Source organism: Burkholderia sp. BCC1640, assembly GCF_902833125.1.
Taxonomy (GTDB): domain Bacteria; phylum Pseudomonadota; class Gammaproteobacteria; order Burkholderiales; family Burkholderiaceae; genus Burkholderia; species Burkholderia diffusa.
The window spans coordinates 188282-206045 of the sequence record NZ_CADFEF010000007.1; the positions used below are offsets into that span (position 1 = coordinate 188282).

Below are 17764 nucleotides of genomic sequence, written 5' to 3' on the forward strand. Positions count from 1 at the left end.
CGCGTTTCCGAGGCCTGATTCTGCAAAGCGGCGCGCGCGCCAGACAGTCGGCCGAACGGCCAGTCGTGGCACGGAGCGGCCGCGCGGACCCCATACTGACGGCACCGCGATCAGCCGCGTGCCGGCGGACGTCCCCCGCGTCAGGGACCGTCTTACCGGGCAGCTATAATCGCGGGACTGTTTTCCGGTATGCCTATGCAATCCACGTCTCCTACGTCCCCGCCTCCCGCGCCCGAGCCGAAGAAGCGGTCCTGGTGGCTGAAAGTCCTGATCGGCCTCGCCGCGTTGTGCGTGGCCCTCGTCGTGGCCGGCGGCCTCGTGCTCGGCTACGCGCTCGTCGTCGCGTGGCCGAACATGCCGTCGCTCGACGCGCTGACCGACTATCGTCCGAAGGTACCGCTGCGGATCTACACGTCGGATCACGTGCTGATCGGCGAATTCGGCGAGGAACGCCGCGACATCGTCCATTTCAAGGACGTGCCCGACTCGCTCAAGAAGGCGATCCTCGCGATCGAGGACGCGCGCTTCTACGATCACGGCGGCGTCGACCTCACCGGCATCGCCCGCGCCGGCTTCGTCGCGCTGACGAACGGCCATGCGTCGCAGGGCGCGAGCACGATCACGATGCAGGTCGCGCGCAACTTCTTCCTGTCGAGCGAAAAGACCTACACGCGCAAGATCTACGAGATGCTGCTCGCGTACCGGATCGAGCGCGCGCTGACGAAGGATCAGATTCTCGAGGTCTACATGAATCAGATCTATCTCGGCCAGCGTGCGTATGGCTTCGCGAGCGCCGCGCGGGTCTATTTCGGCAAGGACCTCAAGGACATCACGCTCGCGGAAGCGGCAATGCTCGCGGGGCTGCCGAAGGCGCCGTCCGCGTATAACCCGGTCGTCAATCCGAAGCGCGCGAAGGTGCGCCAGGAATACATCCTGCAACGGATGCTCGAGCTGAACTTCATCACGCGCGAGCAGTACGACGAAGCCGTCGCGCAGCCGCTCGTCGTCAAGGGCGCGGGCCGCGAGTTCAGCGTGCACGCCGAGTACGTCGCGGAAATGGTCCGTCAGATGATGTACGCGCAGTACCGCGAGGAAACCTACACGCGCGGCTTCAACGTCGTCACGACGATCGACTCCGCCGACCAGCAGGTCGCGTACACCGCGCTGCGCAAGGGCATCATGGATTACGAGCGCCGCCACGGCTATCGCGGGCCGGAAGGCTTCATCGAGCTGCCGGCCGGCGCCGACGACCGCGAACAGGCGATCGACGACGCGCTGCTCGAGCACCCCGACAACGGCGAACTCGTCGCGGCGGTCGTCACCGCCGCAACTTCGCGCCAGATCACCGTCGCCTTCATCGACGGCAGCAGCGCGACGATCGAAGGCGACAACCTGCGCTTCGCGTCGGGCGCGCTGTCGGCCAGCGCGCAGCCGAACCGCCGCATCCGGCCGGGCGCGATCGTCCGGGTCGTGAAGAACGACGCAGGCAAGTGGGCGATCACGCAGTTGCCGCAGGTCGAAGGCGCGTTCATCTCGATCGTCCCGCAGGACGGTGCGATCCGCTCGCTCGTCGGCGGCTTCGACTACAACAAGAACAAGTTCAACCACGTCACGCAGGCGTGGCGGCAACCGGGTTCGTCGTTCAAGCCGTTCATCTACTCGGCGTCGCTCGACAAGGGCCTCGGGCCGGCCACGGTGATCAATGACGGCCCGCTGTATTTCAGCGCCGCGGAAACCGGCGGCCAGCCGTGGGAGCCGAAGAACTACGGTGGCGGCTTCGAAGGCCCGATGTCGATGCGCACCGCGCTGCAGCGCTCGCGCAACCTCGTGTCGATCCGGATCCTGAACCACATCGGCACGAAGTACGCGCAGCAGTACATCACGCGCTTCGGCTTCGACGCCGACCGCCATCCGGCGTATCTGCCGATGGCGCTCGGCGCGGGCCAGGTCACGCCGTTGCAGATGGCCGGCGCGTACTCGGTGTTCGCGAACGGCGGCTTCCGCGTGAATCCGTACCTGATCGCCGAAGTGACCGATCCGAATGGCGCGATCGTCGCCCGCGCGCAGCCGCTCATCGCCGAGCAGAACGCGCCGCGCGCAATCGACGCGCGCAACGCGTACGTGATGAACAGCCTGCTGCAGAGTGTCGCGCAGCGCGGCACGGGCGCGCGCACGAACGTGCTGAAGCGCACCGACCTCGCCGGCAAGACCGGTACGACGAACGATTCGCACGACGCATGGTTCGCCGGCTACCAGCACACGCTCGCGGCGATCGCGTGGATCGGCTACGACAATCCGCGCAGCCTCGGCGATCGCGAAACCGGCGGCGGCCTGTCGCTGCCGGTCTGGATCGACTACATGGGCGCGGCGCTGAAGGGCACGCCGGAGTTCAAGCCGACGATGCCGGACGACGTCCAGGCGCTCGGCAGCGAGCTTTACTTCACCGAGTTCACGCCGGGACACGGCTTCGTGTCGACGGTCGGCGTGCCGCAGGCGCCGGCGGTGCAAAACACCGACGAACCCGTGCCGCACGTCGACGAGCAGGAGAAGCAGGACATCATGAACCTGTTCCGCGGCCATTGACACGAACGGCCGAGCATGAAAAAAGCGCCCCGCAGGGCGCTTTTTTCTTGTGCTTCGATCCGGCGTATCGGGCGCCCGGCCGGGCGAGCGCCGGACGTTACGCGCCGAACGTGATCGGCTGGCCGGCCTGTTGCGTCGCGTAGTCGGTGAGCGCCGCGAAGAACTCGGAGCCGGTGCGCGTATCGCGCCATTCGCCGTCGACGAAACGGTAATGGAATCCGCCCGCCTTCGCGGCGATCCACAGTTCCTTCATCGGCGGCTGGAGATTGATGATGATCTTCGAGCCGTTCTCGAACGTCAGCGTCAGCACGCTGCCGTTGCGCTCCAGATCGATGTCGTGGTCGCCGTCGTTCGCGGCATCCACGGTACGCTCGACGGCCGCCAGCACGGCCTCGGCACGGGCCAGGTATTCAGTATCGGACATGCTAAACTCTATCGGTTAAATTGTTCAGGGACGATCATGCGAGTCGTTTTCCGGATGAGCGCGATTGTAGCGGCTTTGGCGATACTTGCCGGCTGCGGTCAACGCGGCCCGCTCTATCTGCCCACCGTGCCGCCGTTGCCGGCGAAGCCCATCCAGCAGCAGGACACCCCGCCATCGGACGTCATGCCGACCGATGAAAACGCGTCGTCCGAGAGCATTCCCGATTCTTCCGGCACGCCGCTCACACTGTCGCCGGAACTGTCGAGCAATGCGTCGAAGGCCGCGACGCCCGCATCCGGCCCGGCTGTCGCGCAGTAATCGCACGCCGCCGCTCGCGCGGTTTCGTTCGCAACAAAGGCGATGACTTCCCGTCATCGCCTTTTGTTTTTTTCAGGCCCGCATCGTCATGCACGGATGCGCCGCCAGCCCCATTCAAGCAGCCGCCAGCCGAGCAGCACCGCGACGATCGTCGCGTAGAGCTTCGGCTGCGCGAGATTGTGCTTGCCTGCCCTCATCCACCAGAAATGCAGCACGCCGAGCAGCGCAATCGCATAGATTGCGCGATGCAGCGTCGTCCAGTGACGGCCGAGCCGGCGCACCATCGCGCGCGGCGACGTCGCGGCCAGCGGAATCAGCAGCACGAACGCAGCGAAGCCGACCGTGATGAACGGACGCTTGCCGACGTCCTTCAGGATCGCGAGCACGTCGAACCACTTGTCGAACCACAGATACGTCGTGAAATGCAGCGTCGCGTAAAAGAACGCGAACAGGCCGATCATCCGACGAAAGCGCAGCAACGCGGGAACGCCCGTCACGCGCCGAATCGGCGTGACGGCGAGCGTGATGCAGAGCATCACCAGCGTCCAGAGGCCCGTCGAACGCGTGATGAACTCGATCGGGTTCGCGCCGAGCCGGTCGGTCAGCCCGAACAGCACGAGACGCGCGAGCGGATAGAGGCCCGCCGCGAACACCAGCACCTTGGCGGGGGCAAGCCAGCGCGGCGAGGCGGTACGCGCCGCGCCGGCACCACCGGCGGCAGCCGTGCGCATGCCGGACGCGCGCGCGGGCGTCAGCGTGGAGGAAGGAATGTCGTTTCTCACCGGCACGCTCAGAAGTTCTTTTTCAGGTCCATGCCCTGATACATCGACGCGACGAGATCGCCGTAGCCGTTGAACATCAGCGTCTTGCGCTTCGGCGTGAAGAAGCCGTCCTCGCCGATCCGGCGCTCGGTCGCCTGGCTCCAGCGCGGGTGATCGACGTTCGGGTTCACGTTCGAATAGAAGCCGTATTCGTTCGACGCATACGTGTTCCAGCTCGTCTTCGGCTGCTTGTCGACGAAGCGAATCTTCACCAGCGACTTCGCGCTCTTGAAGCCGTACTTCCACGGCACGACGATCCGCACCGGCGCGCCATTCTGGTTCGGCAGCACCTGGCCGTACACGCCCATCGTCAGCAGCGTCAGCGGATTCATCGCCTCGTCCATCCGCAGCCCTTCCGAGTACGGCCAATCGAGCACCGGCGCCGACAGCCCAGGCATCTGCGACGGATCGGCCAGCGTGATGAATTGCACGTATTTCGCGTTGCCGGTCGGCTGTACGCGTTTGATCAGCTCGGACAGCGGCACGCCAATCCACGGAATCACCATCGACCATCCTTCGACGCAACGCAGCCGGTACACGCGCTCCTCGAGCGGTGCGAGCTTCAGCAGTTCGTCGAGATCGAACACCTTCGGGTGCAGCACCTCGCCCTCGACGCTCACGCGCCACGGGCGCGGCCGCAGCGTGCCCGCGTTCTGGGCCGGGTCGCTCTTGTCGGTGCCGAATTCGTAGAAGTTGTTGTAGGACGTGATGTCCTTGAACGGCGTCACCTTGTCGGCCGCGACGAACCTAGGGTTGGTTTTCGCCGCGAGTTTCGCGGCCCGCGCGTCCGGCGACGCATAGGCCGCGAATGCCGCGCCGCTGCCGCCGAGCAATCCGCCCGCCGCCGCCAGGCCGGCGGCCTGCAATACGCGCCGCCGGTTCTCGAATACCGCGCGCGGCGTAATCTGGCTCTGCGCGATATCACCGCCGGTCAGTACGGTGCGCAAAGAGTGTTTGATCCACATCGTGCTGCTCCTCCTGCATGCGCGGCGCGCACGCTTCATGAGCGTTCGACCCGACCCGTGCTGCGCCGTTCGACGCCCGGACCGCCCGCCCGTTACAAAAGAAAACCGCCGGGCACGCAGTGCGCCGGCGGTCTTTTGTCGGACCAACGTCGGAAATCTTACAGCTTGCCGTAGCTATGCAGCCCGGACAGGAACATGTTGACGCCGAGGAACGCGAACGTCGTCACGAGCAGGCCCGTGAGCGCCCACCAGGCGGCGACCGCGCCGCGCAGGCCCTTCATCAGGCGCATGTGCAGCCAGGCCGCGTAGTTGAGCCACACAATCAGCGCCCAGGTTTCCTTCGGATCCCAGCTCCAGTAACCGCCCCATGCTTCAGCGGCCCACAGCGCGCCGAGGATCGTCGCGATCGTGAAGAACGCGAAACCGACCGCGATCGACTTGTACATCACGTCGTCGAGCACCTCGAGCGTCGGCAGGCGATCGGCGAGCACGCCGCGCTCCTTCATCAGGTACGCGACCGACACCATCGCCGACAGCGCGAAGCTGCCGTAGCCGATGAAGTTCGCCGGCACGTGAATCTTCATCCACCAGCTCTGCAGCGCCGGCACGAGCGGCTGGATCTGCTGCGCATCGCGCGCGACCGAGTACCACATCAGGAAGCCGACGGCCGCGCTGATGACCAGCAGCACGAACGCGCCGAGCGAACGCGTGCCGTAGTGGCCTTCGTAATACAGGTAGAGAAGTGCGGTGATCAGGCTGAACAGCACGAAGACTTCATACAGATTCGACACCGGGATATGCCCGACGTCGGCACCGATCAGGTAGGACTCGTACCAGCGCACCATCAGGCCGGTGAAACCCATCAGCACCGCGACCCACGTCAGTTTCTGGCCGATCGCGGAGCCCGATTCGGAGCGCGCGAGCAGGCCGATCCAGTAGAAGATCGTCGCGAGCACGAACAGCGCGCTCATCCACAGGATCGCGGACTGGCTCGACAGGAAGTACTTGAGGAAGAACGCCGAATCGGCGCGCGCGAGATCGCCCTGGTAGATCTGGATCGACAGCAACGACAGCACCGCGATCGACGCCATCATCAGCCGCGCGGGCTTCCAGCGCCAGCCGAGCACGACAAGCGCCGGCACCGTGCCGATCATCACCGCCTTGTCGTAGTAATTCATGTGTTCGTTGTAATGCACGAACGCATAGCCTGCGCCGACCACGAGTGCCAGGGCGAACAGCCAGTCGATGATCGACAGGCGCGCGAGGAACGGACGGTCGTCGAACAACGGCGCCGGATTCGGGGCCTGGACCGGCCCCGAACGGGAAGAGGAAACTTGAGTGAGATCCATGATGTTACCGGGTGGAATTCTCGGAATCGGAACCGTCGCCGGCGGGCGGACGGGCAGTCGCTGCCGCACCGGCGGGTGCGGCGTCGCGCGGCGTGGCGCGCAAGGCGGCGCCGGCCGCGTCGCGCGTCTGCACAAATTCTTTCTCGAAATCGAAGGTCTTGCGGGCCGTGGACATCGCCATCACCACATCGACGCCGGAACCGGCGTCCTTGAGCCAGAACCAGAGTCGCCGCTCGCGCACGTAGAACATCGAGAAGATGCCGGCGACCAACAGCAGGCTGCCAAGATACACCAGATTCTTGCCGGGTGCGCGCGTCAGCTGAAATACCGAAGCTTGGACCTGCTTGAAGGAGTCGAGCTGCAAATAGACCGGCGATCCGTACAAGAAGCTGTCGGATAGCGCATTGATCGCGTTCTGCACGAAGCGGATCGTGTCGGTGCCCTGCTGGGCGGCCGGCTCGCCGGCACGCTCGCGCGCGATCTGCCAGACTTCCCACATCGAACCCTCGAGCATGCGCAGCAGCAGGCTGGCCGCCTTTTCCTGCTCGGCCTTCGGCACCGAGCGGTCGATGAACGTCGCCACCGCCTGGAAGCCGCCGACCGGCTGGCCGTCGGCGCCGCGGCCGACACTGTCGTCGCTCGCCGCAAAAAGGGTCAGCACCTTGAACGCGCTGTCCTGCAGGCGGCCGCGCAGCGACGCTTCGGTCGTCGGCAGCGAACGCTGCGCGAAACGTGCGGCGGCGTCGGCACGCACGGCCGGATCCTCGAGCGCGGCGCGCAGGCGCATCCATTCGCCGATCGAATCCTGGCTGTCGGCCGGAATCCGCATGTAGCGGAACGGATCGTTCGGGCTTGCGCGCACGCCGGCGAGGAACACGCGCGTGCCGCCCATGTCGACGGGCAGCATGTAGTTGTTGAATTCGCGCGCCTGGCCATCCTTGCCGCGAATCTTGTACTGCACCGACGGGCCGATGTTGTGGAGCTGCATCGGCTTCGACGTCTTCGCGCCCGAACCGAGCCGCTCGTCGAACGCTTCCTTGAGCGACTCCGTCTTCGCGACGCCGCGCACGTCCGGCTTGCCGTTCGCGTCCGCCATGTTCTCGACGTTGATCGCGCGGAAGTCGGAGAATTCGATCGTGTCGCCGTCGCTGCCCGCCATCTGCAGCGGCGCCGTGCTGCCGATCGTGCCCTTCACCGCGAAGGTCTTCGCGTTGCCGCCCGTCATCGGGTAGGCCGTCATCTCCATCTGTGAGCCGCCGTCCTGGAAGCTCGACTGGTAGATGGACACGCCCTTGTACGTGAACGGCTTGTTGACCTCGACACGCGCCGGGATCTTCTGGCCCGTCTCGCGATCGATCACGACGATGTCGCTCGCGAACAGCTTCGGCATCCCCGTCGTGTAGTAATCGACGATGAACTTGTTGAGCTGGATCGAGAAGGGCAGGTCCTGGATCAGCGAACCGCTCGGCTGGTTCAGGATCGCGGTCGACACGAACTGGCCTTCCGGCACCCACGCGTAGCCGCGGAAGGTCGGGTTCGAAGCGGACAACCGATGGTCGGGCGAGATTTCGCTGATCGTCGCGCTCGTGTTGACCGGGCTCTTGCCGAACATCCACATCTGGAATTTGATCGGCAGGTTGCTGTCCAGCAGGCCGCCGATACAGATCACGACGATCGCAAGGTGCGCGGAGATGTAGCCCCACTTCGTCAGCGCGCCGCGTTTCGCGGAGATCAGCGTTGCACCGTCGGTTTCACGCACGACGTGCTTGTAGCCGGCCTTGGTGACGAACGTGGCAAGCGAGGCCGCGACGGTCGCGCGCGTGCCGGACGCCGAGTATTCGGCCTTGTGGTGGAAGGCGCGCAGGCTGCCTTCGCGCACCTTGTCCTTCCAGCTCTTCGCGTCGGCAAGCATCTTCGGCGCGTTGCGGATCACGCACAGCGAGATCGACACGACGAGGAAGATCAGGATCAGCATGAACCACCACGCGCTGTACACGTTGTACAGGCCCAGCGAGCGGAAGATGTCCGCCCAGAATGGCCCGAACTGGTTCACGTAGTTCGGATACGGGTCATCCTGGGTCAGGACCGTCCCGACGATGCTCGCGATCGACAGCACCACCAACAGTGCGATCGCGAAGCGCATCGAGCTCAGCAACTCGACCGCGCGCCTGGACGCACTTTGACCCGACTTCGACTGCAACCCCGACGTGGTAACGCTCATTCAAACTCCGACTAAGGGGAAACAGCCCCCACGCTCACTATGTTCGCTGCCCCCAAGGGGGCGGTCAGCACTCTTGGGACGGCCCGGCGAGTGCCGACAAAAAAGGGCGAGGCAACCGCAACGGTGCGGCGCCCCACCCTTTTCTTGTTCTGACTCCGGCCGCCCTTCGGGCGTCCGGTCATTCCATTCGTGACCGTCCGTTCAACGCAGGCCCGCGATGTAATCCGCGACGGCCTTGATCTCGTTGTCCGACAGTCGCGATGCGATCTGATGCATCGCCTCGTTGTTGTTGCGCGCGCCGGCACCCTGCTGGAACGCGGTCAATTGGGCCACCGTGTAATCGGCCCACTGCCCCGACAAACGCGGGTACTGGACCGGAATCCCCTGCCCCGTCGGCCCGTGGCAGCTCGCACAGGCGGGCACACCCTTTTCCGCGATGCCGCCGCGATAAATCTTCTGGCCGATCGGCACGGTCGCCGCATCGCGTGCGGTACCGAGCTTCGTGGACTGCGATCCGTAATACGCGGCGACGTTGCGCATGTCGTCCGCGCTCAACGCGCTCGCAAACCCGACCATCACCGGATTGGTCCGCGCCGGCCCCTTCGCACCCGGCTGGGCCTTGAAGTCGTTCAACTGCTTGACCAGATATTCGGGATGCTGGCCGGCGAGCTTCGGGAAACTGCCCGATGCGCTGTTGCCGTCGGCGCCGTGACACGACGCGCAGACTTGCCCGGCAATCGCCTTGCCGCGGTCCAGATCCGGCTTTGCCGCATCCGCCGCGTTTGCCTCCGCTACGAAACCTACGAACCCTGCTGCAACCTGAAGCACCATCAGAGACTTGCACAGTCGATTCATTCGCACACCCTGTTTCGTCTTGTGGGAATTTGAGGTTCTGCAAAAAACGACGTCGACCAGTCTACCGCAGAAGCTGCATAAAAGCGCGAGGCAGGCGCCCGCAGCCCTTCGGCAAAACCGGCGTATTGTACAATATCGCGCTGAAAGCTCCCGCGCCTATCGGGGCTACCCCGCCTCCACCAAGCGGCTCGCGCCGCCCCGTCCCTCCGGTTTCCCCCATGGCCTTTTTGCTCCATCAAGCCCGCTTCTACACGACCGTCAACCATCTGCGCGACCTGCCGCCGACGGTGCAACCGGAAATCGCGTTCGCGGGCCGCTCGAATGCCGGCAAATCGACGGCGATCAACGTGCTGTGCAATCAGAAGCGGCTCGCGTTCGCGTCGAAGACGCCCGGTCGCACGCAGCACATCAACTACTTCTCCGTCGGCCCGGCCGCCGAGCCCGTCGCGAACTTGGTCGACCTGCCCGGCTACGGTTACGCGGAAGTGCCGGGGGCCGCGAAGGCCCACTGGGAAATGCTGCTGTCGTCCTATCTCGCGACGCGTTCGCAGCTCTGCGGCCTGATCCTGATGATGGATTCGCGCCGCCCGCTGACCGACCTCGATCGCCGGATGATCGAGTGGTTCGCGCCGACCGGCAAGCCGATCCACACGCTGCTGACGAAGTGCGACAAATTGACGCGCCAGGAAAGCATCAACGCGCTCCGTAACACGCAGAAGGGACTCGACGCGTATCGCGACCAGGGCGTGAAGGGCAAGCTGACCGTCCAGCTGTTCTCGGCGCTGAAGCGCACGGGGCTCGACGAGGCGCATGAGCTGATCGAGAGCTGGGTGCGGCCGTCCGCCGCCGACGAAAAAGGCGAGCCTGTAGCACAATGAGCGGGCAACGCGCGGCCGGGATCGGCCGTGCGCACCTGACGGCACCTGCGAATTCGGCCGGCTCATAAAAAAACCCGCCGTTGAACGGCGGGTCAAACAGCCTAATCGAAAAACGACAGGCACCCGCTCAGGGAGGAGAAGCGGGGAGCTGCACGCGACGCGTGCCGCTCGATCGCTATCATATACCAACGATCTCGAAAATGACCTAAGGGTTCCGTAAGGTCCTTCTTGCCCTGATTTCTGCCAAATCGCCATGAGCTTCCATCCGCTTCATCGTCCGCGCCGGATGCGCCGCGACGACTTCTCCCGGCGCCTGATGCGCGAAAACCGCCTGACCACCGACGACCTGATCTACCCGGTGTTCGTCGTCGACGGTACCAACGAACGCCAGGCCGTCCCGTCGATGCCCGGCGTCGAGCGCGTGTCGGTCGATCTGCTGATGCATGTCGCCGAGCAGTGCGTCGAACTCGGCGTGCCCGTGCTGTCGCTGTTCCCGGCCATCGAGCCGTCGCTGAAAACGCCCGACGGCCGCGAAGCGGCCAATCCGGAAGGCCTGATCCCGCGCGCGGTGCGCGAGCTGAAGAAGCATTTCCCCGAGCTCGGCGTGCTGACCGACGTCGCGCTCGATCCGTACACGAGCCACGGCCAGGACGGCGTGCTCGACGAAAACGGCTACGTGATCAACGACGACACGATCGAGATCCTGGTCGATCAGGCGCGCGCGCAGGCGGAAGCCGGCGTCGACATCGTCGCGCCGTCGGACATGATGGACGGGCGCATCGGCGCAGTCCGCGAGATGCTGGAAAGCGACGGCCATATCCATACGCGCATCATGGCCTATTCGGCCAAGTTCGCGTCGGCGTTCTACGGCCCGTTCCGCGATGCGGTCGGCTCGGCGTCCAATCTGGGCAAGGGCAACAAGATGACCTACCAGATGGATCCTGCGAACAGCGACGAAGCGCTGCGCGAAGTGCGCCTCGACATCGACGAAGGCGCCGACATGGTGATGGTCAAGCCCGGCATGCCGTATCTCGACATCGTGCGCCGCGTGAAGGACGAGTTCCGCTTCCCGACCTACGTGTACCAGGTGAGCGGCGAATACGCGATGCTGAAGGCCGCCGCGATGAACGGCTGGCTCGACCATGACAAGGTCGTGCTCGAATCGCTGCTTGCATTCAAGCGCGCGGGCGCCGACGGTGTCCTCACGTACTTCGCGCTCGACGCTGCCCGTCTGCTGAAAGCGCAGCGCTGAGCCGCACGACGGCGCGTATCAAGAAAAACGGCGGGACACTTTATCGGTGTCCCGCCGTTTTGTATTTGTCGTCCGGTCGGCGTAGCAGGCGCTCATATGCGCGGAGGCGCGCGCCTTACACCGTCGGCACCGCCGCGCGATCGAGGCTGCGCAGGAACGTCTCGGCCGCCTGATAGCCGACCACGCGGCCGATCTCATTGCCGTTGCGATCGAAGAAGATGATGCCCGGCGGCCCGAACAGGTTGAAGCGCTTGAGGAGCGCCTGGTCGGCCGGATTGTTCGCGGTGACGTCCGCGCGCACCAGGTGAAGCTGCGCGAGCCGCGCCTGCACGCGCGAATCGGTGAACGTCAGATGCTCCATTTCCTTGCAGCTCACGCACCAGTCGGCATAGAAGTCGAGCATCACGGGTCGGCCCGACGTCTTCAGCAGCGCGTCGAGCTCGCCGCTGGAGCGCACCGCCGCGAACGCGGGGCCCGCCTGCCCGGCCGCCGCGCCGGCTGCCGACGCATCGCCCGACGCAACCGTGCGCGCCGCAAGTACGGCCAGCGGCTTCACGGGGTCGTTGGAGCCCGCCGCGAGCCCGACGAGCAGCGTCGCGGCCCAGATCGCGAGCGCCGCACCGAGGCCGCGACCGAGACGGCGCCAGATCGACGCGGCGCCGGCATGCGGCGTGAACAAGCCGAGCGCCGCCGCCGCGACGAGCAGCCACAGCGCAGCGAGCACCATCTTCAGCCCGCCCGCGAGCACCGGCCACACGATCCACAGCGCGGCGGCGAGCAGCACGATGCCGAAGAACACCTTCACGCCATCCATCCATGCGCCCGCGCGCGGCAGCACCGTGCCGGCACCGACGCCGACGACGAGCAGCGGCACGCCGAGCCCCAGCCCCATTGCGAACAGCGCGGCGCCGCCGAGCCATGCATTGCCGGTGTGCGCGATGAACGCGAGCACCGCGAACAGCGGCGCCGTCATGCACGCGCCGACGACCAGCGCCGACAACGCACCCATCGCGGCGACCGCGACGAAGTGCCCGCCCTGCCGCGCGCGCGAGGCTTCGGCCGCGCCGTTCTGCCAGCGCTCGGGCAACGCGATGTCCTTGCCGGAAATCAGCGATACCGCGAATGCCGTGAGCAGCACGCCGAACGCGCCGAGCACCCACGGGTTCTGCAACCACGCGCCAAGGCTCTGGCCGACCAGCGCCGCCGCAATGCCCAGCACCGTATAGACGAGCGCCATGCCGACCACGTACGTCAGCGACAGCGCAAAGCCGCGCGCATGCGTCGCCCGCGTACCCTGGCCGATGATGATCGCGGACACGATCGGAATCATCGGATACGAACAGGGCAGGAGACTCAGGACGACGCCCGCGACGAAATACAGCGCGACGATCGTGAAGAAGCCGTGCCCCTCGAGCAGCGACTGCGCGAAATCCGCGCTCGTGACCTTGTCGAACCAGTTGCCCGAGGCCGGTGCGCCATCGGCCGGCGCGGCCGCGCCCAGCGCCGCGCCGTCGACCTTCACGACGTGCTCCGCAGGCGGATAGCAGATCCCTTCGTCGGCGCACCCCTGCGACGTCACCGCGAGCTCGAACGGCCCCGCCGCCTGCTTGACCGGCACATGAATCACGACCTCGTCGCGATAGGTCTCGACTTCCTTCTGGAACGTCTGGTCGAACTTCACATGACCGGCCGGGAACAGTGGATCGCCGAGCGTCGCCTGCCCGCCCTTCACCGCGAAAGCGAACCGCTCGCGGTACAGGTAATAGCCATTGGCGACCTTGAAGCGGACGTCCACCTGCCCTGGCGCTTCGCTCGCGCTGAATTTGAATGCGACCGACGGATCGAGAAAATCGTCGGCCGCGCGCGCGACCGAGAGGCCGCCCAGCACGAACATGAACGACAACAGGACTGCGAGGACCCGCAGCGCGCGCACGCGCACGGAAAGCGCCATACCGTTAAACATGAAATAGACGTTGAGTTTCGCTGATCACCCACTGGCCGTATGCGGCCGAAGCCGTCGCCTGCCACGAGACGATTTCCGGCGTCTCGTACGGATGATGCGCGAGAATAAATCGCTCCAGTTCGAGCGAGCGCACGGGGCTCGTCTTGAACAGCAACTGGATCTCGTCAGCCGCCTCGACCTTGCCCTGCCAGTGGTAGCGCGACTTGATCGCACCGAGCTCCGATACGCACGCGGCAAGCCGCGCATCAAGCGCGCCGTCGGCGAGCGCTGCAGCCGTCGCCGCGTCCGGCACCGTCGTCAGCATCAACACCACCACCATACGCGCCCTCCTGGCTGGTTTTTACCGGCTTCCGCCGCCACGATCGGCCCATCGAAGGCCCGCGCCGACAGTTCCGTATCGTAGCGCAGCCCGCGCGACGCTGCCGGCCGCGGGCTGCGACAATCGATCGCAGCCCGCAGCGCCGCAAAAACAAAAAGGGCCAAGCAATTGCCCGGCCCTTTTCAGATACTGCTGCGTGCTGGAAGCTTACTCGGCTTCTTGCACGTTTTCCGTTTCGTCGACTTCCGGACGATCGAGCAGCTCGACCAGTGCCATCGGTGCGTTGTCGCCGACGCGGAAGCCGAACTTCAGCACGCGCAGGTAGCCGCCCGGACGGTTCGCGAAACGCGGACCGAGCACGTCGAACAGCTTCGCCACCGAGTCACGATCGCGCAGGCGGTTGAACGCCAGGCGACGGTTTGCCAGCGACGGCTTCTTGCCGAGCGTGATCAGCGGCTCGACGACTTTACGGAGTTCCTTCGCCTTCGGCAGCGTCGTCTTGATGACTTCGTGCTCGATCAGCGAGTTGGACATGTTACGGAGCATAGCCAGACGGTGGCTGCTCGTGCGGTTCAGTTTCCGCAGACCATGACGATGGCGCATTTCAGTTTCCTTGATTCAAAGTTTTGATCCAGCTCTTCTATCGCACCGCTGGGTGCACGGGCCGGTAACGAAAAAAGCAAGATGCGGATTTTAAAGGAAAATCCGCATCTTTGCCAACTACAGCAACAACCGGGCTTACTTGTCGAGACCAGCCGGCGGCCAGTTTTCGAGCTTCATGCCCAGCGTGAGACCGCGCGAAGCGAGCACTTCCTTGATCTCGTTGAGCGACTTGCGACCGAGGTTCGGCGTCTTCAGCAGCTCGTTCTCCGTGCGCTGGATCAGGTCGCCGATGTAGTAGATGTTCTCGGCCTTCAGGCAGTTCGCCGAACGAACCGTCAGCTCGAGATCGTCCACCGGACGCAGCAGGATCGGATCGATCTGCGGTGCGCGCGACGGTGCCTCTGCAGCCGTTTCCGTGCCTTCCAGTGCCGCGAACACGGACAGCTGGTCGACCAGGATGCGGGCCGATTGACGGATCGCCTCTTCCGGGGTGATCACGCCGCTCGTCTCGATGTTCATCACGAGCTTGTCGAGGTCGGTACGCTGCTCGACACGTGCGCTTTCAACTGCGTAGCTCACGCGGCGAACCGGCGAGAACGACGCGTCGAGAACGATGCGGCCGATGATCTTGGCCGTGTCTTCGCCATAGCGACGGACGTTGCCGGGCACGTAGCCGCGACCCTTTTCGATCTTGATCTGAACGTCGAGCTTGCCGCCCTTCGACAGGTGTGCGATCACGTGATTCGGGTTGATGACTTCGCAATCGTGAGCCAACTCGATATCGCCGGCCGTTACGACGCCTTCGCCTTCCTTGCGCAGGGTCACCGTCACTTCGTCACGGTTGTGCAGCTTGAACACCACACCCTTCAGGTTCAGCAGCAGGTTGACGACGTCTTCTTGCACGCCATCAAGCGTCGAATACTCGTGCACCACGCCGGCGATCGTGACTTCGGTCGGCGCGTAGCCAACCATCGACGACAGCAGCACGCGGCGAAGCGCATTGCCCAAGGTGTGGCCGTAACCGCGTTCGAACGGTTCCATGACCACCCTCGCGTGGTTCTCGCCCAGCGATTCCACGGCGATGATCTTGGGTTTCAGCAAACTGGTTTGCATGGGCTTTCCTTTTCAATACCCTCGGCTCGTTACACCGATAAGGCTGACCGGTAACAACCAGAAAATAAACAGCCGAGGCCCCTCCTTGCGTAACGCAATCGGGGTACCTCGGCCGTCAATCGGATTAACGCGAATACAATTCGACGATCAGGCTTTCGTTGATGTCGCCTGCGATGTCAGCGCGTTCCGGCATTTGCTTGAACGTGCCTTCGAACTTCTTCGCATCGACTGCAACCCAGCTCGGCATGCCGCCTTGCTCGGCCAGCGACAGCGCTTCGACGATACGCGCCTGCTTCTTTGCCTTTTCGCGGATCGCGACGACGTCACCCGCCTTCACTTGCTGCGACGGCACGTTCGCGACGACGCCGTTCACGGTGATCGACTTGTGGCTCACCAGCTGACGCGCTTCAGCGCGGGTCGAGCCGAAGCCCATGCGATACACGACGTTGTCGAGACGCGATTCGAGCAGTTGCAGCAGGTTTTCACCCGTGTTGCCCTTGCGACGGTCGGCTTCAGCGAAGTAGCGGCGGAACTGACGCTCCAGAACGCCGTAAATGCGCTTGACCTTTTGCTTTTCACGCAGCTGCGTACCATAGTCGGACGTACGTGCGCCCGAGGTACGGCCGTGCTGACCCGGCTTGCTGTCGAGCTTGCACTTGTCGGCGAGCGAGCGGCGCGCGCTCTTCAGGAACAGGTCGGTGCCTTCACGGCGGGACAGCTTGGCCTTAGGGCCGATATAACGTGCCACTTTGCATTCCTTTATCAATCAGTCACGCGGATCGAAATCCGCGCTAGTTCGCGCCCTTTGGGGCGAACGGTGGGCTTAGTCAATCAAAAAAGCAACGCCCGTCGACGCTACGCGGCGACAGGCAAATGTGCCAGCACGAACGTGCCAGCACATTCTTAGATACGACGGCGCTTCGGCGGACGGCAGCCGTTGTGCGGAATCGGGGTGACGTCCGAAATCGCGGTGATCTTGATGCCGAGGCCATGCAGTGCGCGCACTGCCGACTCACGACCCGGGCCCGGGCCCTTGATCCGCACTTCCAGATTCTTCACGCCGTATTCCATCGCCACGCGACCGGCCGACTCAGCAGCAACCTGAGCAGCGAACGGCGTCGACTTGCGCGAGCCCTTGAAGCCCTGGCCGCCCGACGTCGCCCATGCCAGTGCATTGCCCTGGCGATCGGTGATCGTGATGATCGTGTTGTTGAACGACGCGTGAACGTGAACCACGCCTTCAGCGACGTTCTTCTTAACCTTCTTGCGAACGCGTTGCGCCGCGGTGTTCGAAGCCTTAGCCATTACGTTTTCCTGTAACTGTCAGTTCCGCTTACTTCTTCAGCGCTTGCGCTGCACGACGCGGACCCTTGCGGGTACGTGCGTTCGTACGCGTACGCTGACCGCGCATCGGCAGGCCCTTGCGATGACGAACACCACGGTAGCAACCGAGGTCCATCAGGCGCTTGATGTTCATCGTCACTTCACGGCGCAGATCGCCTTCGACGATGAACTTGCCCACTTCTTCACGCAGCTTTTCGAGGTCTGCGTCGGTCAGGTCCTTGACCTTCTTCGAGAATTCCACGCCAGCTGCCGTGCAGATGCTGCGCGAGCGCGTGCGGCCGATACCGAAGATTGCCGTCAGGCCGATCTCGGTATGCTGGTGATTCGGGATGTTAACCCCTGCGATACGAGCCATTGTTTTTCCTCAAACAAAAAGCGCAAACAAACGCGCGGTCAGCCTTGGCGCTGCTTGTGGCGCGGATCCGAGCTGCAGATCACGCGAACGACGCCTTTGCGCTTGATGATCTTGCAATTGCGGCAAATGCGCTTAACCGATGCCATCACTTTCATGATAATACCCTTTTTTCAAATCACTTCGCCCGGAACACGATCCGCGCACGAGACAGATCGTAAGGCGTCAATTCAACCGTCACCTTGTCGCCCGGCAGGATGCGGATGTAGTGCATCCGCATCTTCCCGGAGATATGCCCCAACACGACATGGCCGTTTTCCAGCTTCACACGGAAGGTCGCATTCGGGAGGTTTTCGATCACCTCACCTTGCATCTGGATTACATCGTCTTTGGCCATAGTCCTT

Annotated in this window: 19 protein-coding genes; 4 read left to right on the forward strand and 15 right to left on the reverse strand. The window is 64.3% G+C overall.

The annotated features are described in order from the left end of the window. Window positions 1-189 precede the first annotated feature (189 nt). Window positions 190-2583, forward strand: coding sequence for a penicillin-binding protein 1A (locus HWX25_RS10560; protein WP_175908465.1), 2394 nt, complete (start codon window positions 190-192; stop codon window positions 2581-2583). 97 nt (window positions 2584-2680) lie between these two features. Here the strand turns inward: HWX25_RS10560 and cyaY are convergent, their stop codons facing one another. After that, the gene (gene cyaY, locus HWX25_RS10565; protein WP_059692387.1) at window positions 2681-3007 is read right to left on the reverse strand and encodes an iron donor protein CyaY; all 327 of its coding nucleotides are present in this window, start codon (window positions 3005-3007) and stop codon (window positions 2681-2683) included. A gap of 36 nt (window positions 3008-3043) precedes the next feature. Between cyaY and HWX25_RS10570 the strand changes: the two genes are divergently transcribed. Further along, window positions 3044-3325 (forward strand): lipoprotein, encoded by a 282-nt coding sequence (locus HWX25_RS10570; protein ID WP_175908466.1) that lies wholly within the window; start codon window positions 3044-3046, stop codon window positions 3323-3325. Window positions 3326-3411: 86 nt separating this feature from the next. Here HWX25_RS10570 and msrQ read toward each other — a convergent pair whose 3' ends face one another. The 5 genes from msrQ to HWX25_RS10595 form a co-directional block, all read right to left on the reverse strand. Next, a complete protein-coding gene (gene msrQ / locus HWX25_RS10575) occupies window positions 3412-4095 on the reverse strand; it encodes a protein-methionine-sulfoxide reductase heme-binding subunit MsrQ (protein WP_175908475.1) in 684 nt (227 codons plus the stop codon). 20 nt (window positions 4096-4115) lie between these two features. Then, a complete protein-coding gene (gene msrP / locus HWX25_RS10580; protein ID WP_059702643.1) occupies window positions 4116-5111 on the reverse strand; it encodes a protein-methionine-sulfoxide reductase catalytic subunit MsrP in 996 nt (331 codons plus the stop codon). Between the two features lie 158 nt (window positions 5112-5269). Then, on the reverse strand, window positions 5270-6460 hold the full coding sequence (gene ccsB, locus HWX25_RS10585; RefSeq protein WP_059692389.1) for a c-type cytochrome biogenesis protein CcsB: 1191 nt from the start codon (window positions 6458-6460) through the stop codon (window positions 5270-5272). Between the two features lie 4 nt (window positions 6461-6464). Next, window positions 6465-8681: a cytochrome c biogenesis protein ResB gene (locus tag HWX25_RS10590; RefSeq protein WP_175908467.1), complete on the reverse strand. Its 2217-nt coding sequence runs from the start codon at window positions 8679-8681 to the stop codon at window positions 6465-6467. Window positions 8682-8882: 201 nt separating this feature from the next. Continuing rightward, entirely contained in the window at window positions 8883-9536 is a 654-nt protein-coding gene (locus tag HWX25_RS10595) for a c-type cytochrome (protein ID WP_175908476.1), read from the reverse strand. A gap of 218 nt (window positions 9537-9754) precedes the next feature. Between HWX25_RS10595 and yihA the strand changes: the two genes are divergently transcribed. Together yihA and hemB are read left to right on the forward strand one after the other, a co-directional pair. Beyond that, complete coding sequence (gene yihA / locus HWX25_RS10600) at window positions 9755-10414, forward strand: ribosome biogenesis GTP-binding protein YihA/YsxC (protein WP_059505749.1); 660 nt, start codon at window positions 9755-9757, stop codon at window positions 10412-10414. A 253-nt stretch (window positions 10415-10667) separates the two neighbouring features. After that, entirely contained in the window at window positions 10668-11666 is a 999-nt protein-coding gene (hemB, locus tag HWX25_RS10605) for a porphobilinogen synthase (RefSeq protein WP_059702546.1), read from the forward strand. A 115-nt stretch (window positions 11667-11781) separates the two neighbouring features. Here the strand turns inward: hemB and dsbD are convergent, their stop codons facing one another. From dsbD to infA, 9 genes are all read right to left on the reverse strand, one after another. Next, on the reverse strand, window positions 11782-13629 hold the full coding sequence (gene dsbD, locus HWX25_RS10610; RefSeq protein ID WP_175908468.1) for a protein-disulfide reductase DsbD: 1848 nt from the start codon (window positions 13627-13629) through the stop codon (window positions 11782-11784). Further along, window positions 13622-13948, reverse strand: a complete 327-nt coding sequence (gene cutA / locus HWX25_RS10615) for a divalent-cation tolerance protein CutA (protein WP_059820867.1) — start codon at window positions 13946-13948, stop codon at window positions 13622-13624. The genes dsbD and cutA overlap by 8 nt, the downstream gene beginning before the upstream one ends. A gap of 207 nt (window positions 13949-14155) precedes the next feature. Next, on the reverse strand, window positions 14156-14551 hold the full coding sequence (gene rplQ / locus HWX25_RS10620) for a 50S ribosomal protein L17 (protein WP_006477175.1): 396 nt from the start codon (window positions 14549-14551) through the stop codon (window positions 14156-14158). 135 nt (window positions 14552-14686) lie between these two features. Then, window positions 14687-15664: a DNA-directed RNA polymerase subunit alpha gene (gene rpoA, locus HWX25_RS10625; RefSeq protein WP_006477176.1), complete on the reverse strand. Its 978-nt coding sequence runs from the start codon at window positions 15662-15664 to the stop codon at window positions 14687-14689. 124 nt (window positions 15665-15788) lie between these two features. Then, complete coding sequence (gene rpsD, locus HWX25_RS10630; RefSeq protein WP_012362893.1) at window positions 15789-16412, reverse strand: 30S ribosomal protein S4; 624 nt, start codon at window positions 16410-16412, stop codon at window positions 15789-15791. Window positions 16413-16567: 155 nt separating this feature from the next. Then, complete coding sequence (gene rpsK, locus HWX25_RS10635) at window positions 16568-16969, reverse strand: 30S ribosomal protein S11 (protein ID WP_004197937.1); 402 nt, start codon at window positions 16967-16969, stop codon at window positions 16568-16570. A 28-nt stretch (window positions 16970-16997) separates the two neighbouring features. Continuing rightward, window positions 16998-17363, reverse strand: a complete 366-nt coding sequence (rpsM, locus tag HWX25_RS10640; RefSeq protein ID WP_039323572.1) for a 30S ribosomal protein S13 — start codon at window positions 17361-17363, stop codon at window positions 16998-17000. 38 nt (window positions 17364-17401) lie between these two features. Beyond that, a complete protein-coding gene (gene rpmJ, locus HWX25_RS10645) occupies window positions 17402-17518 on the reverse strand; it encodes a 50S ribosomal protein L36 (RefSeq protein WP_004199844.1) in 117 nt (38 codons plus the stop codon). A 20-nt stretch (window positions 17519-17538) separates the two neighbouring features. After that, on the reverse strand, window positions 17539-17757 hold the full coding sequence (gene infA / locus HWX25_RS10650; protein ID WP_004521905.1) for a translation initiation factor IF-1: 219 nt from the start codon (window positions 17755-17757) through the stop codon (window positions 17539-17541). Window positions 17758-17764 lie beyond the last annotated feature (7 nt).